The sequence below is a fragment of the Nonomuraea rosea genome (assembly GCF_039539705.1).
GTDB classification, from domain to species: Bacteria; Actinomycetota; Actinomycetes; order Streptosporangiales; family Streptosporangiaceae; genus Nonomuraea; species Nonomuraea rosea.
Window position 1 is genome coordinate 406,722 of record NZ_BAABDQ010000001.1, and the last position, 16,655, is coordinate 423,376.

Annotated in this window: 14 protein-coding genes; 11 read left to right on the top strand and 3 right to left on the bottom strand. The window is 72.1% G+C overall.

The window, feature by feature from the left end; genetic code table 11:
- The first annotated feature begins 67 nt into the window (after positions 1–67).
- Positions 68–1,045, top strand: coding sequence for a UDP-N-acetylglucosamine 4,6-dehydratase (inverting) (pseB, locus tag ABEA43_RS01885; protein ID WP_345557954.1), 978 nt, complete (start codon positions 68–70; stop codon positions 1,043–1,045).
- Positions 1,045–2,169, top strand: a complete 1,125-nt coding sequence (locus tag ABEA43_RS01890; protein ID WP_345557956.1) for a DegT/DnrJ/EryC1/StrS family aminotransferase — start codon at positions 1,045–1,047, stop codon at positions 2,167–2,169. The genes pseB and ABEA43_RS01890 overlap by 1 nt, the downstream gene beginning before the upstream one ends.
- A gap of 12 nt (positions 2,170–2,181) precedes the next feature.
- Here the strand turns inward: ABEA43_RS01890 and ABEA43_RS01895 are convergent, their stop codons facing one another.
- The 3 genes from ABEA43_RS01895 to ABEA43_RS01905 are packed head-to-tail and all read right to left on the bottom strand — an operon-like array spanning position 2,182 to position 6,584.
- Positions 2,182–4,080: a glycosyltransferase family 2 protein gene (locus ABEA43_RS01895; RefSeq protein WP_345557958.1), complete on the bottom strand. Its 1,899-nt coding sequence runs from the start codon at positions 4,078–4,080 to the stop codon at positions 2,182–2,184.
- Positions 4,081–4,098: 18 nt separating this feature from the next.
- Complete coding sequence (locus ABEA43_RS01900) at positions 4,099–5,712, bottom strand: class I SAM-dependent methyltransferase (protein ID WP_345557960.1); 1,614 nt, start codon at positions 5,710–5,712, stop codon at positions 4,099–4,101.
- Positions 5,709–6,584: a hypothetical protein gene (locus tag ABEA43_RS01905; RefSeq protein WP_345557962.1), complete on the bottom strand. Its 876-nt coding sequence runs from the start codon at positions 6,582–6,584 to the stop codon at positions 5,709–5,711. The genes ABEA43_RS01900 and ABEA43_RS01905 overlap by 4 nt, the downstream gene beginning before the upstream one ends.
- Before the next feature lie 164 nt (positions 6,585–6,748).
- Between ABEA43_RS01905 and ABEA43_RS01910 the strand changes: the two genes are divergently transcribed.
- From ABEA43_RS01910 to ABEA43_RS01950, 9 genes are all read left to right on the top strand, one after another.
- Entirely contained in the window at positions 6,749–6,997 is a 249-nt protein-coding gene (locus tag ABEA43_RS01910; protein WP_345557964.1) for an acyl carrier protein, read from the top strand.
- The gene (locus tag ABEA43_RS01915) at positions 6,972–7,730 is read left to right on the top strand and encodes an SDR family NAD(P)-dependent oxidoreductase (protein WP_345557965.1); all 759 of its coding nucleotides are present in this window, start codon (positions 6,972–6,974) and stop codon (positions 7,728–7,730) included. Before ABEA43_RS01910 ends, ABEA43_RS01915 begins: the two co-directional genes overlap by 26 nt.
- Positions 7,730–9,037: an AMP-binding protein gene (locus ABEA43_RS01920; RefSeq protein WP_345557967.1), complete on the top strand. Its 1,308-nt coding sequence runs from the start codon at positions 7,730–7,732 to the stop codon at positions 9,035–9,037. The genes ABEA43_RS01915 and ABEA43_RS01920 overlap by 1 nt, the downstream gene beginning before the upstream one ends.
- A gap of 160 nt (positions 9,038–9,197) precedes the next feature.
- A complete protein-coding gene (locus ABEA43_RS01925; RefSeq protein ID WP_345557969.1) occupies positions 9,198–10,223 on the top strand; it encodes a LuxE/PaaK family acyltransferase in 1,026 nt (341 codons plus the stop codon).
- A gap of 128 nt (positions 10,224–10,351) precedes the next feature.
- Complete coding sequence (locus ABEA43_RS01930; RefSeq protein ID WP_345557971.1) at positions 10,352–11,596, top strand: acyl-CoA reductase; 1,245 nt, start codon at positions 10,352–10,354, stop codon at positions 11,594–11,596.
- A gap of 15 nt (positions 11,597–11,611) precedes the next feature.
- A complete protein-coding gene (locus ABEA43_RS01935; RefSeq protein ID WP_345557973.1) occupies positions 11,612–13,912 on the top strand; it encodes a hypothetical protein in 2,301 nt (766 codons plus the stop codon).
- Positions 13,913–14,023: 111 nt separating this feature from the next.
- Positions 14,024–15,241, top strand: coding sequence for a glycosyltransferase (locus ABEA43_RS01940; protein WP_345557975.1), 1,218 nt, complete (start codon positions 14,024–14,026; stop codon positions 15,239–15,241).
- On the top strand, positions 15,242–15,940 hold the full coding sequence (locus ABEA43_RS01945; RefSeq protein ID WP_345557977.1) for a class I SAM-dependent methyltransferase: 699 nt from the start codon (positions 15,242–15,244) through the stop codon (positions 15,938–15,940).
- Positions 15,941–15,947: 7 nt separating this feature from the next.
- A complete protein-coding gene (locus ABEA43_RS01950) occupies positions 15,948–16,625 on the top strand; it encodes a class I SAM-dependent methyltransferase (protein ID WP_345557979.1) in 678 nt (225 codons plus the stop codon).
- Positions 16,626–16,655 lie beyond the last annotated feature (30 nt).

The window sequence follows — 16,655 nt, forward strand, 5'->3', positions numbered from 1 at the left end:
CGTGGTTGAACGATCGCGCTATGCTACCGGCTGCTTGAACGACCACAGCGCGATTTCAGGGGGCCACATGAGCATTCTCAGTGGATCGTCCATTCTGATCACCGGGGGCACGGGGTCCTTCGGCAAGGCTTTCATCCGCCACGCACTCGACTCGCTCGGCGTCCGGCGCCTGGTGGTCTTCTCCCGCGACGAGCTCAAGCAGTACGAGCTCAAGCAGCTCTTCGACGACGACGAGCGCCTGCGCTGGTTCATCGGCGACGTCCGGGACCGCGACCGCCTGACCCGCGCCATGCACGGCGTCGACCACGTCGTCCACGCCGCCGCGCTCAAGCAGGTGGACACGGCCGAGTACAACCCGTTCGAGTACGTCCGCACCAACGTCGCCGGATCCCAGAACGTCGTGGAGGCCGCCATCGACTGCGGCGTGCGCAAGGTGGTCGCGCTGTCCACCGACAAGGCCTCCAGCCCGATCAACCTGTACGGCGCCACGAAGCTCGTCGCCGACAAGCTGTTCGTGTCGGCCAACCACTACGCCGCCGCGCACGACACCCGCTTCTCCGTGGTCCGCTACGGCAACGTCGTGGGCAGCAGGGGCTCGGTGGTGCCGTTCTTCCTGCGGCTGGCCGAGCAGGGCGGCAGCCTGCCGATCACGGACAAGCGCATGACCAGGTTCTGGATCACGCTCGACCAGGCGGTCAGGTTCGTGGTCGACTCCTTCGAGCTGATGCAGGGCGGCGAGCTGTACGTGCCGCGCATCCCCAGCATGCGGATCACCGACCTGGCCGAGGCGCTCGCGCCGGACAGCCCCGTCTACGAGATCGGCATCAGGCCGGGCGAGAAGCTGCACGAGGAGATGATCGGGCCCGACGACGGCCGCAGGACGCTGCGCCTGGACGACCGCTACGTGGTCCAGCCGACGATCGCGACCTGGGGCTACACGCCGCCGCAGACCGGCGAGCTGCTGCCGGAGGGCTTCTCCTACCGCTCCGACTCCAACGAGCAGTGGCTCTCCGTGGACGACCTGCGCGGCATGGTGACCGCCTGATGCTCCCCTACGGACGGCAGTCCATCGCCGAGTCCGACGTCGAGGCCGTCGCCGAGGTGCTGCGCGGCGACTGGCTCACCACCGGGCCCGCGGTCGGCCGGTTCGAGGCCGAGCTGGCCCGGTGGACGGGCGGCGTGCCGTGCGTGTCGGTCACGTCGGGCACGGCCGCGCTGCACGTCGCGTACGTGGCGGCCGGGGTGGGGGCGGGCGACGAGGTGGTCACGTCGCCGCTGACGTTCGTGGCCACGGCCGCCACGGCGGCGCTGCTCGGCGCGCGGGTGCTCTTCGCCGACGTGCAGGACGACACCGGCAACCTCGACCCGGACGCCGCAGCGGCGCTCGTCACCTCGCGGACGCGGGCGGTCACGGCGGTGGACTACGCGGGCCATCCGGCCGACTACGACGAGCTGCGCACGGTCGCCGACCGGGCCGGCGCGGTGCTGGTGGGCGACGCGGCCCACTCGATCGGCTCGGCGTACAAGGACCGGCCGGTGGGGGCGCTGGCGGACCTGACGACGTTCTCGTTCTTCCCGACCAAGACCGTGACGACGGCGGAGGGCGGCGCGGTGGCGGCGGCCGATCCTGAGCGGTTCGCGCGGGCCGCCCGCTTCAGGAACCACGGACTGGTCAGGGAGCCCGCCGAGCAGCGGCATCCCGGCGAGGGCGGGTGGCACCAGGAGGTGCACGAGTTCGGGCTCAACTACCGGCTGCCCGACGTGCTCTGCGCGCTCGGCCTCAGCCAGCTCGGGCGGCTGGCGGGCTTCCGCGAGCGCAGGACCGAGCTGGTCACGCGCTACAACCTGCTGCTGCGCGACGTGCCGGGGCTCGGGCTCCCGGCACAGCGCGCGTACGTCACGCCGAGCTGGCATCTCTATCCGGTCAGGGTCCGCGACGGGCGCAGGCGCGAGGTCTACGAACGCATGCGGGCCGCTGGCATCGGGGTGCAGGTCAACTACGTCCCCGCGTACTGGCATCCGGTGTTCGAGGATCTCGGCTACCGGCGTGGCCTCTGCCCGCGGGCCGAGGCCTACTACGCCGAGGAGCTGTCGCTGCCGTTGTTCCCCGGCCTGACCGACGCGCAGCAGGACCGGGTCGTGGAGACCCTCGCGGGCATCCTGGCCTGACCGGCCGCCCGCTCAGCGCTCGGCCAGCAGCAGGCAGCCGTCCTCGCCCCTGTCGATGAGGAAGCGCCGGTCCGCGACGGTCGCGACCGGCCGCGCCTTGGTCCGCACCAGCGGTCTGATGGGCCTGCCCTGGTCGATGACGACCTCCCACCACGACTCGTGCCCGACGCTCTCGTCGATGTCGGCCAGCGGCACCCGGGCGTGGAAGTCCTGGCCCGACAGCGCCACCGGGAAGTACATCTCCTCGCCGTCGCTCCTGCGCCGCAGCCTCAGCACCGGATCACCGTCGCCGACGTCGGCGATCTCACCGGAGAACACCAGGTCGCCGCCGTCCACCCGGCACTCGCCGATGGTGGCCTGGGCCTTGCGCAGCCGTACGCCCCAGGCGCCCTTGGCCGTGCGCACCGGCACCAGCCACACGCCCGATCTGCGGCGCGGCGCGGGCATCAGCGGCGGCAGCCAGCGCGGCCCGGCCACCCGCCCGTCGAGCCGCAGCCCCTGGCTCCTGAGCTGGAGGCACAGGTCCCAGTGACCGCGCCTGCCGAGCTGCGCGGCCGACAGCGCCGCGGGATCGAAGGCGAACCTGAACGGGAACGCGTGCTCGGGCAGCCGTGACCCATCCTCCTGCTCGACGTTCTCCCAGGTCGGCGCGGTGTCCTGCTCGGAGAGCAGCACGCTCTCGCCGGTCCTGCGCTCCTCCATCCACACGCGTACGCGCACGCGGCGCAGCCCGCCGACGTCGAACCTGCCCACCGCCACCCGGCCCACCCCGCTGAGCACGCCGTCGCGCCAGTCGAGGCTCACCAGCCTGGCGGCCAGGCCCAGCTCGCCGGAGACCTCCGACAGGCGTTCCGGCATCGACGGGTGCCGGCCGTACCAGCGCTTGCGCAGGAACCCGGCCGAGCCGACCCGGGGCTGCAGCTGCCCGGCGCCGGCCTGCTCGTGGACGTCGGCCAGCTCATCCAGCCGCCGCTGGTGCAGCAGGTGGACCTGGAGGCGGTGCGCGAACGGGATGCTCTGCCACGCCTCGCGCGACACGCCGTCGAGGTAGCGGACGATCAGGTCGAGCAGATCGCCGCCCGGCGCGGCGCCCGCGGCCGTCATCGCGGCCACGGCCTCCACCGCCACGCCCATGTCGATGTCGAGCGTGTCGCGGTCGAAGTCGCGCCTGAGCGCCGGCGCCGCTCTGCTGAGCAGGTCGGCGGTCGCCAGCACCGACAGCAGGCGGTCACGCAGGTTGCCGGGCTCCAGCCGGCGCTGGGTGATCGAGGAGCCCGGCTCGTCGCGTTGCCGCCAGTGGTAGACGATCCTGGCCAGCACGTCCACGGACGTCGCACCGACGTGGGCGGCCATGGCGACGGGCTGGTCCTCGTACATCCGCTCGGGGAAGCTCAGCCCGAGGTACTCCCAGAAGGAGCGGCGGTAGACCTTGTTCCACAGCATGCGGTCGCGGATCAGCAGCGGGTGGCGGGTGATGTGAGTGCGTTTGATGGGCTTGGCGAACGCCTCCCGGTGCGCCCACGACGGGATGAGCAGGTTGCGGTAGAGGCGCATGACGTTGCCGCACGCCAGGTCGGAGCCCGTGGACTCCAGCGAGGACACCAGGCGCTTGAACGCGTCGGGGGGCACGGTGTCGTCCCCGTCCACGAAGGCCAGGTAGCGGCCCCGCGCCTGGCGCACGCCCACGTTGCGGGCGTGCCCCACCCCCTTGTTGTCCTGGCTGACCAGGCTGATCCTGGGGTCCTCCGCCTGCCTGGCCGCGACCACGGCGGGGCCGCCGTCGCCGCTGCCGTCATCGACGCAGATGACCTCCAGGTCGCCCAGGGTCTGGGCGGCGATGGAGTCCAGGCAGGGTCCGATGTACTTCTCGACGTTGTAGAACGGGACGATCACCGAAAGAACCGGCAACATGCACTCCTCATGGTTTCGTCAGCCGGACAGCAGGCGTATGACTCGGCGGGCGACCTTGCGGGGGCGGGCCAGACGTCGGGAGAGGCGGTAGCCCAGCGTCCTGCGGTAGGCGGTGGCCTTGCGCTGGGTCCTGCGCAGCTTGGCCTTGGCCCTGACCAGCTCGCGTTCGCGGTAGGAGAGCTTGGTCTCCAGGCGCGAGATCCTGGCCAGCGCCGAGGTGAGCTGGTCGGCCAGGCGGTCGCGGGCGCCGAGCAGGTCGCGGAACGTCGGCGCCTGCTCGGCCAGCTCCGCGGGCTGGCCCAGCTCGGCATCCAGCTTGCGGGCCAGGTCGAGGTCGCCGGGGCCGCAGGGGCGCCCGGCCATGCCGCACAACGTCAGCGTGAGCTGGTCGGCCTCCAGCGGCCACGGCCACGGGTGGTGATGACCCGCCGCCAGCAACCTGACCGCGAACCGCCACAGGATCCGGCAGAGCACCACCCTCGGCTCCGGCGTCCTGGACGGGATCCGGCCAGGGCCGATCGCCGCGAACCGCTCGCCGTCGTAGACCAGGCCGTCGGTCGCCGACCAGGCGTCGCCGCTCTCCTCCACCCAGGCGGCCAGCGCGGCGAGCAGCTCGCGCACGGCTCGTACGTCCTCGCGGGCGCACGCCTCGACCAGGATCTCCTCGACCACCCGGCCCGCCGGGACCGGCCGCTCCTCGCCGTCGGGCAGCCTCCTGGTGCCCGACCGGGTGAGCTCGTGCAGCGCCGAGCCCTCCTCGATGAGGCCGAGCGGCAGCTCGGCCGACTCGCCCGCGCCGCCCGGCCGGGTGGCCACGGCCAGCCACAGCGGGGCCAGCTCCTCCCCCAGCCGGTGCCGGAACACCAGCCTCGTCAGCCGCAGCGGGTCGGCCACCAGCATCCGGTCGCCGCCCTTGGCGCTCAGCGGGAACGTGAGCGCCTCGGGCAGGTCGAAGGCCAGCGCCTCGCGGGCGAGCAGCGCACGCGGCGCCTGCCGGGAGGGATAGGCCGCGTAGCAGCGCAGGAGGCTCAGCCCCGCGGTCTCCAGACCGCTGTCGAGCGCCCCCGGCCCGCCGGGGTAGCTCGGGTCGAAGCCGTGCGGCGCCCACTGGTCGTCGGCGCCCTCCCTGTCGGCCGGCCTGGCCTCCATGAACCGGTCGACGCCCAGGTCGTTGCGGACGCCGAGGACGAGCCTGCCGCCCGGTGCGAGCAGCCCGGTCAGCGCGCCGAGCGACTCGCTCCAGGCGGCGGCGGGCGCCTCGGCGGAATGCGTGCGCAGCAGCCCGTCGAGGGCCAGCACCAGGTCGTACGGCTCGTCGGCGTCGAACACCTCCAGCCGCCCGCAGAAGACCTCCAGCTCCGGGTGCCGGTCGCCGAGCGCGCAGGCGTCGGGGTAGGAGCGCAGCAGCACGGCCGTCGCCTGGGCCCGCGCGACCACGTCGTCCACCAGGAGCTGCGGATGCGGGCCGACCAGGAGCACCCGGCCGTTCGGCGGGATCATCCGCCTGACCAGCTCCAGCGCCGCGCCACGCCAGTCCGTGACGCCGGCCATGTTGGACATGTCGGACCACAGCAGCATCTCGCCGCCGATCAGCCGGACGTTCTCTGGCGCCTCGTTCATGCGCGTGCTCATGACCTCACTCCGCGCGGCACGCACGGCAGCGCGTGCGCCGTCTCCTCGCGCAGCCGCTTCCATCCGAACATTCGCCGTAGCTCCTCCGGTGTCGCCTGATACTCGAATCCCAGCTCGCGCCGCGCCACCTCCGCCGCCAGCCCGGGATCGACGCTCGTGCCGTGCAGCTCTGGCCACAGCCGCATCCGGCGCGCCGTGCCCCCGTATTCGGGGCGCTCGTCCTCGAACTGCATCGGGTCGCCGTACACGGCCACCTCGCATCCGACCGAGGCGCCGTAGAACAGCGCGCTGCCGAGCCGGTTGGAGGCGACCCTGCGGTGGCGCCGCAGCTGGACCAGCTGCTTGCGCAGGAAGTCGCGGCCCTTCCCTTCCCAGCGGGAGCCGCGCTCGCCATGACAGATGACCCGAAATCCCCTCGATTCATACGAACGCCGAATGTCCGGATTCGCGAATTCCAGCCAATAAAGGCAGACTGTGACCGGTTCATTCTCGACATCTCGGATTTCGTCGGCGAGTCGCGCGTGGTCACCGCTCACGGAATGTTTCTCCCAACCGTGAAAGGGATACCAGATCGTACCCTTCCGCTCAGAGACCACGCCGAGGTCGGGCTCCTGGTAAAGGAGGTAAATCCAGGGCGCTCCGATCAGGTAGTGGCCCCTGCGGCCCATCGACCAGCCCCTGCGTCGCAGCACGTCAGACCAGATGAATCGGGGGTATCCGGGGCTGCACCAGTGATCGTTGGGCGGAAATCCATGGAGATAGTTCCATCCATGCTGGAGGAAACCTTGAATGCGCTTTGGGGCCTCGTCCGGCAGGCCGCAGTAGCTGCCGAGTATGCGGGAGTGCCCGTACCAATGATTGGATTCGTCCATTATTCCCCCTGAAGCGGTTGGCGTGCCCCATCCGACATTCCCAGCACCCAACCTGCGCCACGCGCCGTTATACGCTTCCATTACTCGGGACGGGGTCTTGGTTTTTCCTCGCGCACAATTCCCGCTACACTACGTCGTGGCTTGAGGACAGAGAGTGAGTGATCATGAGTCATCTCGATCGCCTGCGGGCCGTCTTCCGCGTGGCGCTCAACCTTCCGGCCGACGCCGACGTCGACGGCCTCGAATACCGTGCCATCTCGCAGTGGGACTCGCTGGCCCACATGGCGTTGGTCGCCGCGATGGAGGACGAGTTCTCCGTCATGATCGACACCGACGAGATGATCGACATGAGCTCGTTCGCGAGGGCGGCCGAACTGCTGGAGAAGCATGGCATCGGCGCTGCCGCCAGCTGAGGTCAGGGTCGCCCTGGTCACGGGCTCGACGTCGGGCATCGGCCGGGCCATCGCGGCCCGGCTGGCCGCGACCGGCCACGACGTCGTGCTGCACGGCCGTGACGAGGAGCGGGCCGCGAAGGCCGCCGCCGAGGTCGCGTCGGAGACCGGCGGCCTGACCGACTCCGTCCACGGCGACGTCGGCGACCCCGGGCTCGTCTCGGCCATGATGCGGCAGATCTACCAGCGGCACGGCCGGCTCGACGCCCTCGTGATCAACGCCGGCATCCACGCGGCCGGCCTGCTCGGCATGGTCCGCCACGACACGATCGGCCGGCTGTTCGAGGTCAACGCCATCGGCGCGACGCACACGCTGCAGGCCTCGCTCCGGTTGCTGCGCCGCGGCACCGACCCGGCGGTGGTGCTCATCTCCTCGATCATGGGCCGCACGGGCGGCCCGGGGCAGGCCGTCTACTCCGCCACCAAGGCCTCGGTCATCGGCCTTGCCCTGGCCGCGGCCAAGGAGCTGGGCCCGTCCGGGGTCAGGGTCAACGCCGTGGCCCCCGGCTACATCCAGACCGACATGCTCGCCACGCTCGACGACCAGGCCCGCGCGGACACGATCGCGGCGACCCCGCTCGGCCGCCTCGGCAGGCCCGACGACGTCGCCCGCGCCACCGCGTTCCTGCTGTCGTCCGACGCGTGTTTCATCACCGGCCAGGTCCTCGGTGTGGACGGCGGGCTGGTGCGGTGATGTTCCCACACCCCGAAGCCCGGCTCGTCGTCGCAGGAGAACCGGCGGGCCTCGGCGGCGACGAGCTGGCCCATCGCGTCACCCGCACCGCGGACGCGCTGGCCAGGCTGCGGCCGGGGCCGCTGTTCTGCGGCATGCGCAGCAACCTCGCCTCGGTGCTGCGCTATCTGGCCGCGTGGCAGTCGGGCCGGCCGATCGCGCTGCTCGACCCCGACCTGTCCGCCGGGGCGCTGGCCGCCCTGGCGGGGCGGTTCAGGCCGGCCGCGCTGCTGGGGTTCACGCACGCGGCTGACGGTTCGCCGCCCGCGCGCCGCGACGCTCCCGATCCGCATCCCGACCTGGCCGTCCTGCTGGCCACCTCGGGCTCGACCGGCAATCCCAAGCTCGTCCGCCTCTCGCGCCAGGCCGTGCTGGCCAATGCGGCCGCCATCGCCTCCGCGCTGTCCATCCTGCCCGGCGAGATCGCGCCCACCAGCCTGCCGTTGCACTACAGCTACGGCCTCTCGGTGCTCAACAGTCATCTCGTGGCCGGGGCGAGCGTGATGCTGACCGAGGCGGGGCTATTGGAGCGCTCGTTCTGGACGCATCTGGACGCGCACCGGTGCACGTCGCTGGCCGCCGTCCCCTACCAGTACGAGATGCTGCGCAGGCTCCGCTTCGACCGCGCCGACCACCCGGCGCTGACCACCCTCACGCAGGCGGGCGGGCGGCTCAGCCCGGAGCTCGTCGCGGAGTTCGCCGGCCAGTGCGACCGGTTCTTCGTCATGTACGGCCAGACCGAGGCCACGGCCCGCATCGCGGTCCTGCCGCCCGACCGGCTCGCCGGCAAGCTCGGCTCGGCCGGGGTGGCGATCCCGGGCGGTCGGCTGAGCATCGACGAGGGCGAGGTCGTCTACCACGGGCCCAACGTCATGATGGGCTACGCCGAGACGGCCGCCGACCTGGCCAGGGGTGACGACCTGGGCGGGGTGCTCCGCACGGGCGACCTCGGGCGGCTCGACGCCGACGGGTTCCTGCACCTCACGGGGCGGCTCAAGCGCATCGCCAAGATTTTCGGGGTCCGGATCAACCTCGACGACGTCGAGCGCCTGCTGCGCGACGCGGGGCCGGTGGCGGCCACGAGCGGGGACGACCGGGTGACGGTGTGGGCCGAGGGGCTGGACGCCGCCGGATGCGTCGGGCTGGCCCGGCGGCTGGGGGCCGAGCTGCGGCTGCACTGGAGCGGGTTCGACGTGCGCGGGGTCGATCGGCTGCCGCTGCTGGCCACGGGCAAGGTCGACTACCGGGCACTGGAGTCACGCACATGATGGTCGGTCGGCGGGCGCTGGGGGCCGGTTTCCGGGTGGCGGGGGCTGGTTTCCGGGTGCCGAGGGAGCGTAGGAAGGCTGGTCGTTGGGTGGCGGGGGCTGGTTTCCGGGTGCCGAGGGAGCGTAGGAAGGCTGGTCGTCGGGTGGCGGGGGCGGGCGGATGAGTGTGTTCACGCTGGCCGAGGGCGAGCGGGAGGCGGTGCTGGCGGCCGAGCTGGCGGCGTTGACCGCGCGGCATCGTGAGACGTGCCCGCCGTACCGCCGGATCCTCGACGCCATCGGCGCGGCGCCGCCCTACGAGCGGGTGGCGGACCTGCCCTGGCTGCCGGTGCGGCTGTTCAAGACGCACGAGCTGCGCAGCGTGCCGGAGTCGGCCGTGTTCAGGGTGCTGACCTCCAGCGGGACCACCGGGCAGCAGCCGAGCCGGATCTACCTCGACCGCGAGGCGGCGGCGGCGCAGACGCGCATGCTGGCGGCCACGGTCAAGGCGGTGCTGGGTGAGCGGCGGCTGCCGATGCTGGTCGTCGACAGCCGATCCGTCGTACGCGACCCGACCCTGAGCGCGCGCGGAGCGGGCGTGCTCGGGATGATGAACTTCGGCAGGGACCACACCTTCGTGCTCGACGAGCACGGGCGGGTGGACGCGGAGGCGGTCAAGGGGTTCCTGGCCCGCCACGGAGGCGAGCCTTTCCTGATCTTCGGGTTCACCTTCATGGCCTGGCTCTACCTGCGTGACCTGGGAGCTGACCTGTCGCAAGGGGTGCTGATCCACTCCGGCGGGTGGAAGAAGCTGGCCGCGCAGGCGGTGGACAACGCCGAGTTCCGCCGGCGGCTGGCGGCCGAGTGCGGGCTGAGCCGGGTGCACAACTTCTACGGGATGGTCGAGCAGATCGGGACCGTCTTCCTGGAGGGACCCGATGGGGATGGGCTTTACTGCCCCGATTTCGCCAATGTCGTGATCCGCGATCCGGAGACCTGGCAGGAGGCGCCGCCTGGCGTGCCGGGGCTGATCGAGGTGGTCAGCACGCTGCCGACGTCCTACCCGGGGCATGTGCTGCTGACCGAGGACCTGGGCGTGGTGCGCGGCGTGGACGACGGGTGCTGGCCGGGCAAGCGGTTCGAGGTGCTCGGCAGGCTGCCCAGGGCCGAGGCGCGTGGCTGCAGTGACACCTTTGGGCAGGGCTGATGCTGGACGACGCGGACACCGCCATCGACGCCGGCGCTGACGTTGGCCCCGGCACTGGCATGGGCACTGGCACTGGCACTGGCGTCGGCGTCGGCGTCGGCACCGGCGCTGGCGCTGCGCTTGGCGAGGTGCTGGATGACGACGCCGCGTTCGGCGGGCCGGCGCTGGAGGTCAGGTTTCCCGCCGCCGGGGTCGTGCCCGTCGAGGCGCTGCTGGGTGAGCTCAGGCCAGGCGGGCAGCTCGCGGTCGGGGACGGGCGGGTGCGCGCGTTCCTGTCGGCCTTCGGCAAGCGGCTGTTGCGGCCCGCGCTGGCACGGCGGCATCCCGAGCTGGGCTCGCTCGGCTTCTTCCTGCGGCCCAGCGAGCTGGCGAGGACCGTGGAAGCGCTCGGGACCGAGCACATCCGCGTGCCGCGCGGCCTGATCTTCCACGTACCGCCCGCGAACGTGGACACCGTCTTCGTCTACTCCTGGGCCCTGTCGGCCCTGATGGGCAACCGCAACGTCGTACGCCTCTCGCCCCGCGCGGGCGCGGTCGCCGAGGTCATCGTGGAGACGCTGCACGAGTCGCTCGCCGAGGCCGATCCGGTCGTCGCCGCCACGCAGCGGATCGTCTCCTACGACCGCTCCGACGCCATCACGGCCGCGCTGTCGGCCGCCTGCGACCTGCGGGTGATCTGGGGCGGCGATCGCACCGTACACGCGATCAGACGGCACGCGCTCGCCCCGCACGCTCGTGACCTGGTCTTTCCCGACCGATCCTCGTTCGCCGTGGTGCGCGCGGCGGCGTGGCTGTGCGCGCCCAGGGCGGCGCGGGTCACGGTCGCGGAGGGGTTCGTCAACGACACCTACTGGTTCGACCAGGCCGCCTGTTCCTCGCCGCGGACCGTGTTCTGGGTGGGGGCGGCGGGCGACTGCGACGCGGCCAGGGCGGACTTCAGCGACCACGTGTCGCGGGTCGTCACGGTGCGCGGCTGGGGGGTGGACACGGCGATGGCCGTGGAGAAGCGCGTCTCCACCTACGGGCTGGCCGCCGACGGGCTGGCCGAGAGCGTGGAGTTCCGCGGCAACGCGCTGGCCAACGTGACGCTGGCCGCCGCGGCCGCCGCGCCGAGGCAGTGGCTGGGGGCGGGGACGTTCGCGCACGCCAGGCTCGGTGCGCTGGCGGAGCTGGCGGCGCTGGTCGAGCGGCGGGATCAGACGATGACGCACTTCGGGTTCGGTCAGGACGAGCTGGAGGAGCTGGCCAGGGGGCTGGCCGGGCGCGGAGTCGATCGGATGGTGCCGGTGGGCAGCGCGTTGAGCTTTCACCGGGTGTGGGACGGAGTTGACCTGCCGGGCGAGTTCACCCGACTGGTGACTGTGATCAGGTGACCGGCGGGTGATCAGATGACGCTGGCGCCGCCGGAGAGCGCGCTCGACCGCCGGCCGACCTCGTCGGGGCGGCGGTTCGGCTCTGGGTGGGTGCCTGCCGGGCTGGTGTGCGCCGGTGCGGTGGCCGTGCTCCTGTCGTGCGGGGTGTCCGCCCGTGACCTGGCGGCCTTCGCGGCGTACGTGGTGCTCGGGGTGGCGCTCCCGGGGACGCTCCTGTGGCGGGCGCTGACCGGGAGCGGGCGATCCAGCGGTGGGCCGTCGCAAGGCCCGCCCTCGCGTGCCCCCTCGTTGGGGGCCCCCTCGCTGGGCGCGTCGCCGCAGGGCGCGCCCTCGCAAGGCGGGCCGTCCAGTGATGGGCGGTCGCGGGCCGGGGATCTGGCGGCTGGGCTGGCGGTCGGGTATGCGGTCGAGGTGCTGGCCTACATTCCGGCCAGGGCCGTCGGGCTGCCGTTGCTCGTGCTGGTCCCGCCCGTGGCCGTGCTGGGCACGTTCGCCTGCGTGCCGGGCCTGCGGCGGCACTGGCGGGGCGAGGGCGAGGGCGGGGGCGGGGACGGTGGCGGGGGCGGCGGGGAGCGCATGCCGGTCTGGTGTGCCTGGGCGCTCGCAGGAGTGGTCGCCTACCTGATCGCGTGGAGCACGCTCTTCCTCTATCGCGTCCCCATCGGCGGCGCGTACGTGGACATGCCCTACCACCTCGCCCTGGTCGGCGAGGTGAAGAACCACGTGCCGCCCACCGTCCCGTCCGTGCTGGGCGAGCGGCTGTCCTACCACTGGTTCGTCTACGCCGAGATGGCCGCCACGAGCTGGGCCACCGGGATCGAGCCGGTGACGCTGGTCTACCGGCTGGCCACGCTGCCGATGATGGCGGCGATGGTCGTGCTGGTGGCCGTGCTGGGGCGGCGGCTGAGCGGGCGCTGGGGCGGCGGGGTCGCGGCGGTCGGGGTGACGTACTTCCTGTTCGGGCCGGTGCTGCAGGAGGGTGTGGTCTTTCCGACGCGGTCGATGTTCACCGCCTGGGCGAGCCCCACGCAGACGTTCGGGGCGTTGCTGTTCGTGCCCGTGGTGCTGCTGCTCACCGGCCGGTGGCGGCGGCCCGCCCTGGTGGTGCTGGGTGTGCTGTTGCTGGCGCTGACCGGGGCGAAGGCCACGTTCCTGCCGTTGCTGCTGGCCGGGTTGCTGGTCGTGGTGGCCGTGCGCGGGGTGGTGGAGCGGCGGCTGCGGGCCGAGTGGCTGGTCCCGGCCGCCGGCACGCTGGTGTGCCTGCTGATCGCGCAGTTCGTGGTGTTCGGGAGAGGGGCGCAGGGGACGGCGGTCGCACCGTTCGCGACGATGCGGACGCTCTGGGGCCTGGTGGCGGAAGTGGACATGCCGGCGCTGGCCGACGCGTCCCCGGTGCCGCTGGTGGTGCTGACCGCCGTGCACCTGTTCTGCCTGGCCTGCGTGTGGGGCGGGGTGGCCGGGCTGGGCGCGCGGCTGCTGGAGCCGCCCGTGCTGCTGGTGCTGGGCGTCGGGGCGGCCGGGGTCGGCGCGGTCGTCGTGCTGGGGCATCCGTCGGACGCGCAGCTCTACTTCCTCGAAGGGGTCAGACCCTACCTGTCGGTCGTGGCGGTGTGCGGGGTGCTGGCCGCGCGGCGGGTGCCGCTGTGGCTGGCCGGCGGCATGGTGGCGCTGGGGGTGGCGGCGGCCGTGCTGGTCTCGCACGCCGGGGTGTCCGGCGGGGCGCTGCTGCGGGTCGTGGTGCCGTACCTGATGCTCGTGGCGGTGGCGGTCACGGTGTGGCGGCGCGGGTACGTGCTGGCGGTGGTGGCGCTGCTCGGCGGGTACGCGCTGCCGACGTCCGCCCGCGAGGTGGCCGGGCACGTGACGCCCGAGGAGCGCGGGCGCGAGCTGCTGATCCCGCAGGGTGCGCAGGAGGCGGGCCGGTGGTTGCGCGAGCACTCGTCGCCCGGCGACGTGGTGGCCACCGACCTGCACTGCCGTCCTGTCGCGTGGCCGGAGTGCGACAGCAGGCACTTCTGGGTGTCGGGATTCACCGAGCGGCGGGTGCTGGTGGAGGGCTGGGCGTACGCCGAGAGCTCGCTGTCGCGGGCCGAGCTGTTCACGATCCCCTACCTCATGGTGCCGTTCGCGGATCCGGGCCGGTTGGCGGAGAACGACGCGGTGTTCCGGAGGCCCTCGGCGGCAGGCGTCCGGCTGCTCAGCCAGAAATACGGCGTCAAATGGCTGTTCACCGGGATAAATCCAGAGTTGCGGAAATTCGCCCGGTTGCGCTTCCGGAACGCGACGTCCTCGGTCTACGAACTCACCGGACGGTAAAAAGTCTGCCCGTTCATCGGAATGGTGCGGAGAAACAGCACGCGCCCCGCTGGACGCGCCCAGCACCATTTTCCCTGGAGGTCGGCCACCGAGCTAGAAGTCAGGGGATTTATGGACACGCGTGCCGCCATGGAGCCGGGCCCCCGCGTCCTCGACACCACCGCCAGGCTGGCGAGTGTCGACATCGTCATCCCCGTGCTCAACGAGGAGCGCGCGCTGCCCGGCTGCGTGAGCACCCTGGCCGGCTTTCTCGACGAGCGGTTCCCGCTGCCGTGGCGCATCACGATCATGGACAACGGCAGCACCGACGCCACCTGGCCGGTCGCCACCGCGCTGGCCGACGAGTACGACCGCGTGCACGCGCAACGGCTCGACATCCGCGGCCGCGGGGCGGCGTTGCGCGCGGCCTGGCACGACAGCCCTGCCGACATCGTCGCGTACATGGACGTCGATCTGTCCACCGACCTCGACGCCCTGTTCCCGCTGGTCGCCTCGGTGGCCAGCGGGCACTCCGAGATCGCCATCGGGACGCGGCTGGCCCCCAGCTCGCGCACCCGGCGCTCGATGCGCCGCGAGCTGGTCTCGCGCGGCTACAACGCCCTGCTCAGGTACGGGTTCGGCGCGGGCTTCAGCGACGCCCAGTGCGGTTTCAAGGCGGCCAGGACCGAGGTCGTCAGGCCGCTCATGGACAAGATCGAGGACGACGCCTGGTTCTTCGACACCGAGCTGCTCCTGCTGGCCGAGCACAACGGGCTGCGGGTGCACGAGGTGCCCGTCGACTGGATCGAGGACGTCGACTCCCGGGTGCGGGTGGTCAAGACGGCGATCGACGACCTGAAGGGCCTGGCCAGGGTGGCCTGGTCGATGTCGATGGGCCGGGCGGAGGTGGAGGTGACGCGGTCCGAGCCGACGCCCACGCATCCGGACGCGGTGGTGGCCCGGCCGCGGGCGGTGACGATGGCGAAATTCACCTCGTTCGCCGCTATAGGCATTATTTCCGGAATTCTGTACACGCTGCTTTATCTGCCGCTGCGCCAAATCTGGTCGCCCACGATGACGAATCTCGGCGCGCTCGTCCTGGCCGGGTTCGTGAACATCGAGGCCAATCGCCGCTGGACCTTCGGCCACATACGGCGTACCACCATGCATTTCCGCGCGGCCGTGCTCTTCCTCGCCAATTACGCGCTCACCACGGCGGCCGTGCTCGCGGTGCCCCCGATGGCCGGGCACCTGGCCGAGGTGGGCGCGGTCGTCGCCACGTACTGCCTGCTCACCCTGCTCCGCTTCACCGCTCTGGACCGCTGGGTCTTCTCCCGTACGAGGAACTGAATGGAAACCACTGAGATCCGCCGCCTGATCGCGCTCGAGGACCGCCACTGGTGGTATCGCGAGCGCCGGGCCATCCTGCGCAGGGAGCTGCGTGAGCTTGGCCGGCCGGGGCGGGCGCTGGACATCGGCGCCGCCGGCGGCGGGAACACCAGGGTGCTGGCCGAGGCGGGCTGGAACGCCACCGCGGCGGACTACTGCGAGACGGCGGTGGAGGTGGCCAGGGAACGCGGGCTGAAGGCCGTGCGCGCCGACGCGCGGGCGCTGCCGTTCGAGTCGGGCAGCGTGGACCTGGTGACCGCGTTCGACGTGCTGGAGCACATCCGCGAGGACCACCTGGTGGCCGAGGAGATCGCCAGGGTGCTGTCGCCCGGCGGGCACGCCCTGATCGCGGTGCCGTGCGACATGGCGCTGTGGTCGGCCCATGACGACGCCGTCGGCCACGTACGCCGCTACGGCCGCGAGTCGCTGACCGTCGTCGTCGAGAAGGCCGGGCTGCGCGTCGATCGCGTCTGGAGCTGGAACGTGCTGCTGCGTCCCCTCGTGGCCCGGCACCGCCGCCGGTCCGAGGGCAGCGATCTGCGGCGGGCGTCGCTCCTGGTCAACGCGGGCCTGTCGGCGGTCGTGCGGGCCGAGCGCTATCTCCCGGTCAAGTCGCTCAGGGGCGTGACGTTGTTCCTGCGCGCCCGGCTGGGGAGGTGAGCGCGGCGTGTCGCTCGTACACGACCGGCCGCCGTTCGACCGGCGGCTGCTGGTCCAGGACGCGTGGCGGCTCTACGCGGAGGCGCCGCCCGCGCAGCGGCTCAGGCAGCGGCTGCGGGTGCTGACCTGCCCGTACGAGGAGACCATCGGGTACGTACACGACGGCGCCACCGTGCTCGACGTCGGCTGCGGGTCCGGTCTGGCCCTGGGACTCATGGCGGCCAGGGGGCTGCGGATCGAGGGGCACGGGTTCGATCCGTCCCCGATCGCCGTCGGGCTGGCCGCGCGGATGGCCGCCAGGGCCGGCGACACCGGGTCCAGCCTGCACTTCGAGTATCGCGACGCCCGCTCCCGCTGGCGTCCCCGTACCTACGATGTGGTGATCTTGCAGGACGTGCTCCGGCAGGTGCCGGAGCCGTGGCAGCGCGGCGTGTTCGGGAAGGCGTGCGCGGCCGTCCGCCCCGGCGGGATCCTGATTTATCAGGACATGAGGGTGCGGCCGCTCTGGCACAACCTCACCGGCCGCCTGCACGATCTCCTGGTCGCCCGCCAGTGGATCGCCCCCGTGCCGGTCACCACCGTGGAGGACTGGGCGGCGGAGCACGCACTCGCGCCCGAGGTCTCACGGACCCTGCGCCGGGCGGTGTACGGCACCGATTTGAGAGTGTTCGGAAAGAGAGATTAGGCCGTCACACGAACGATCACCTTTGGCCAT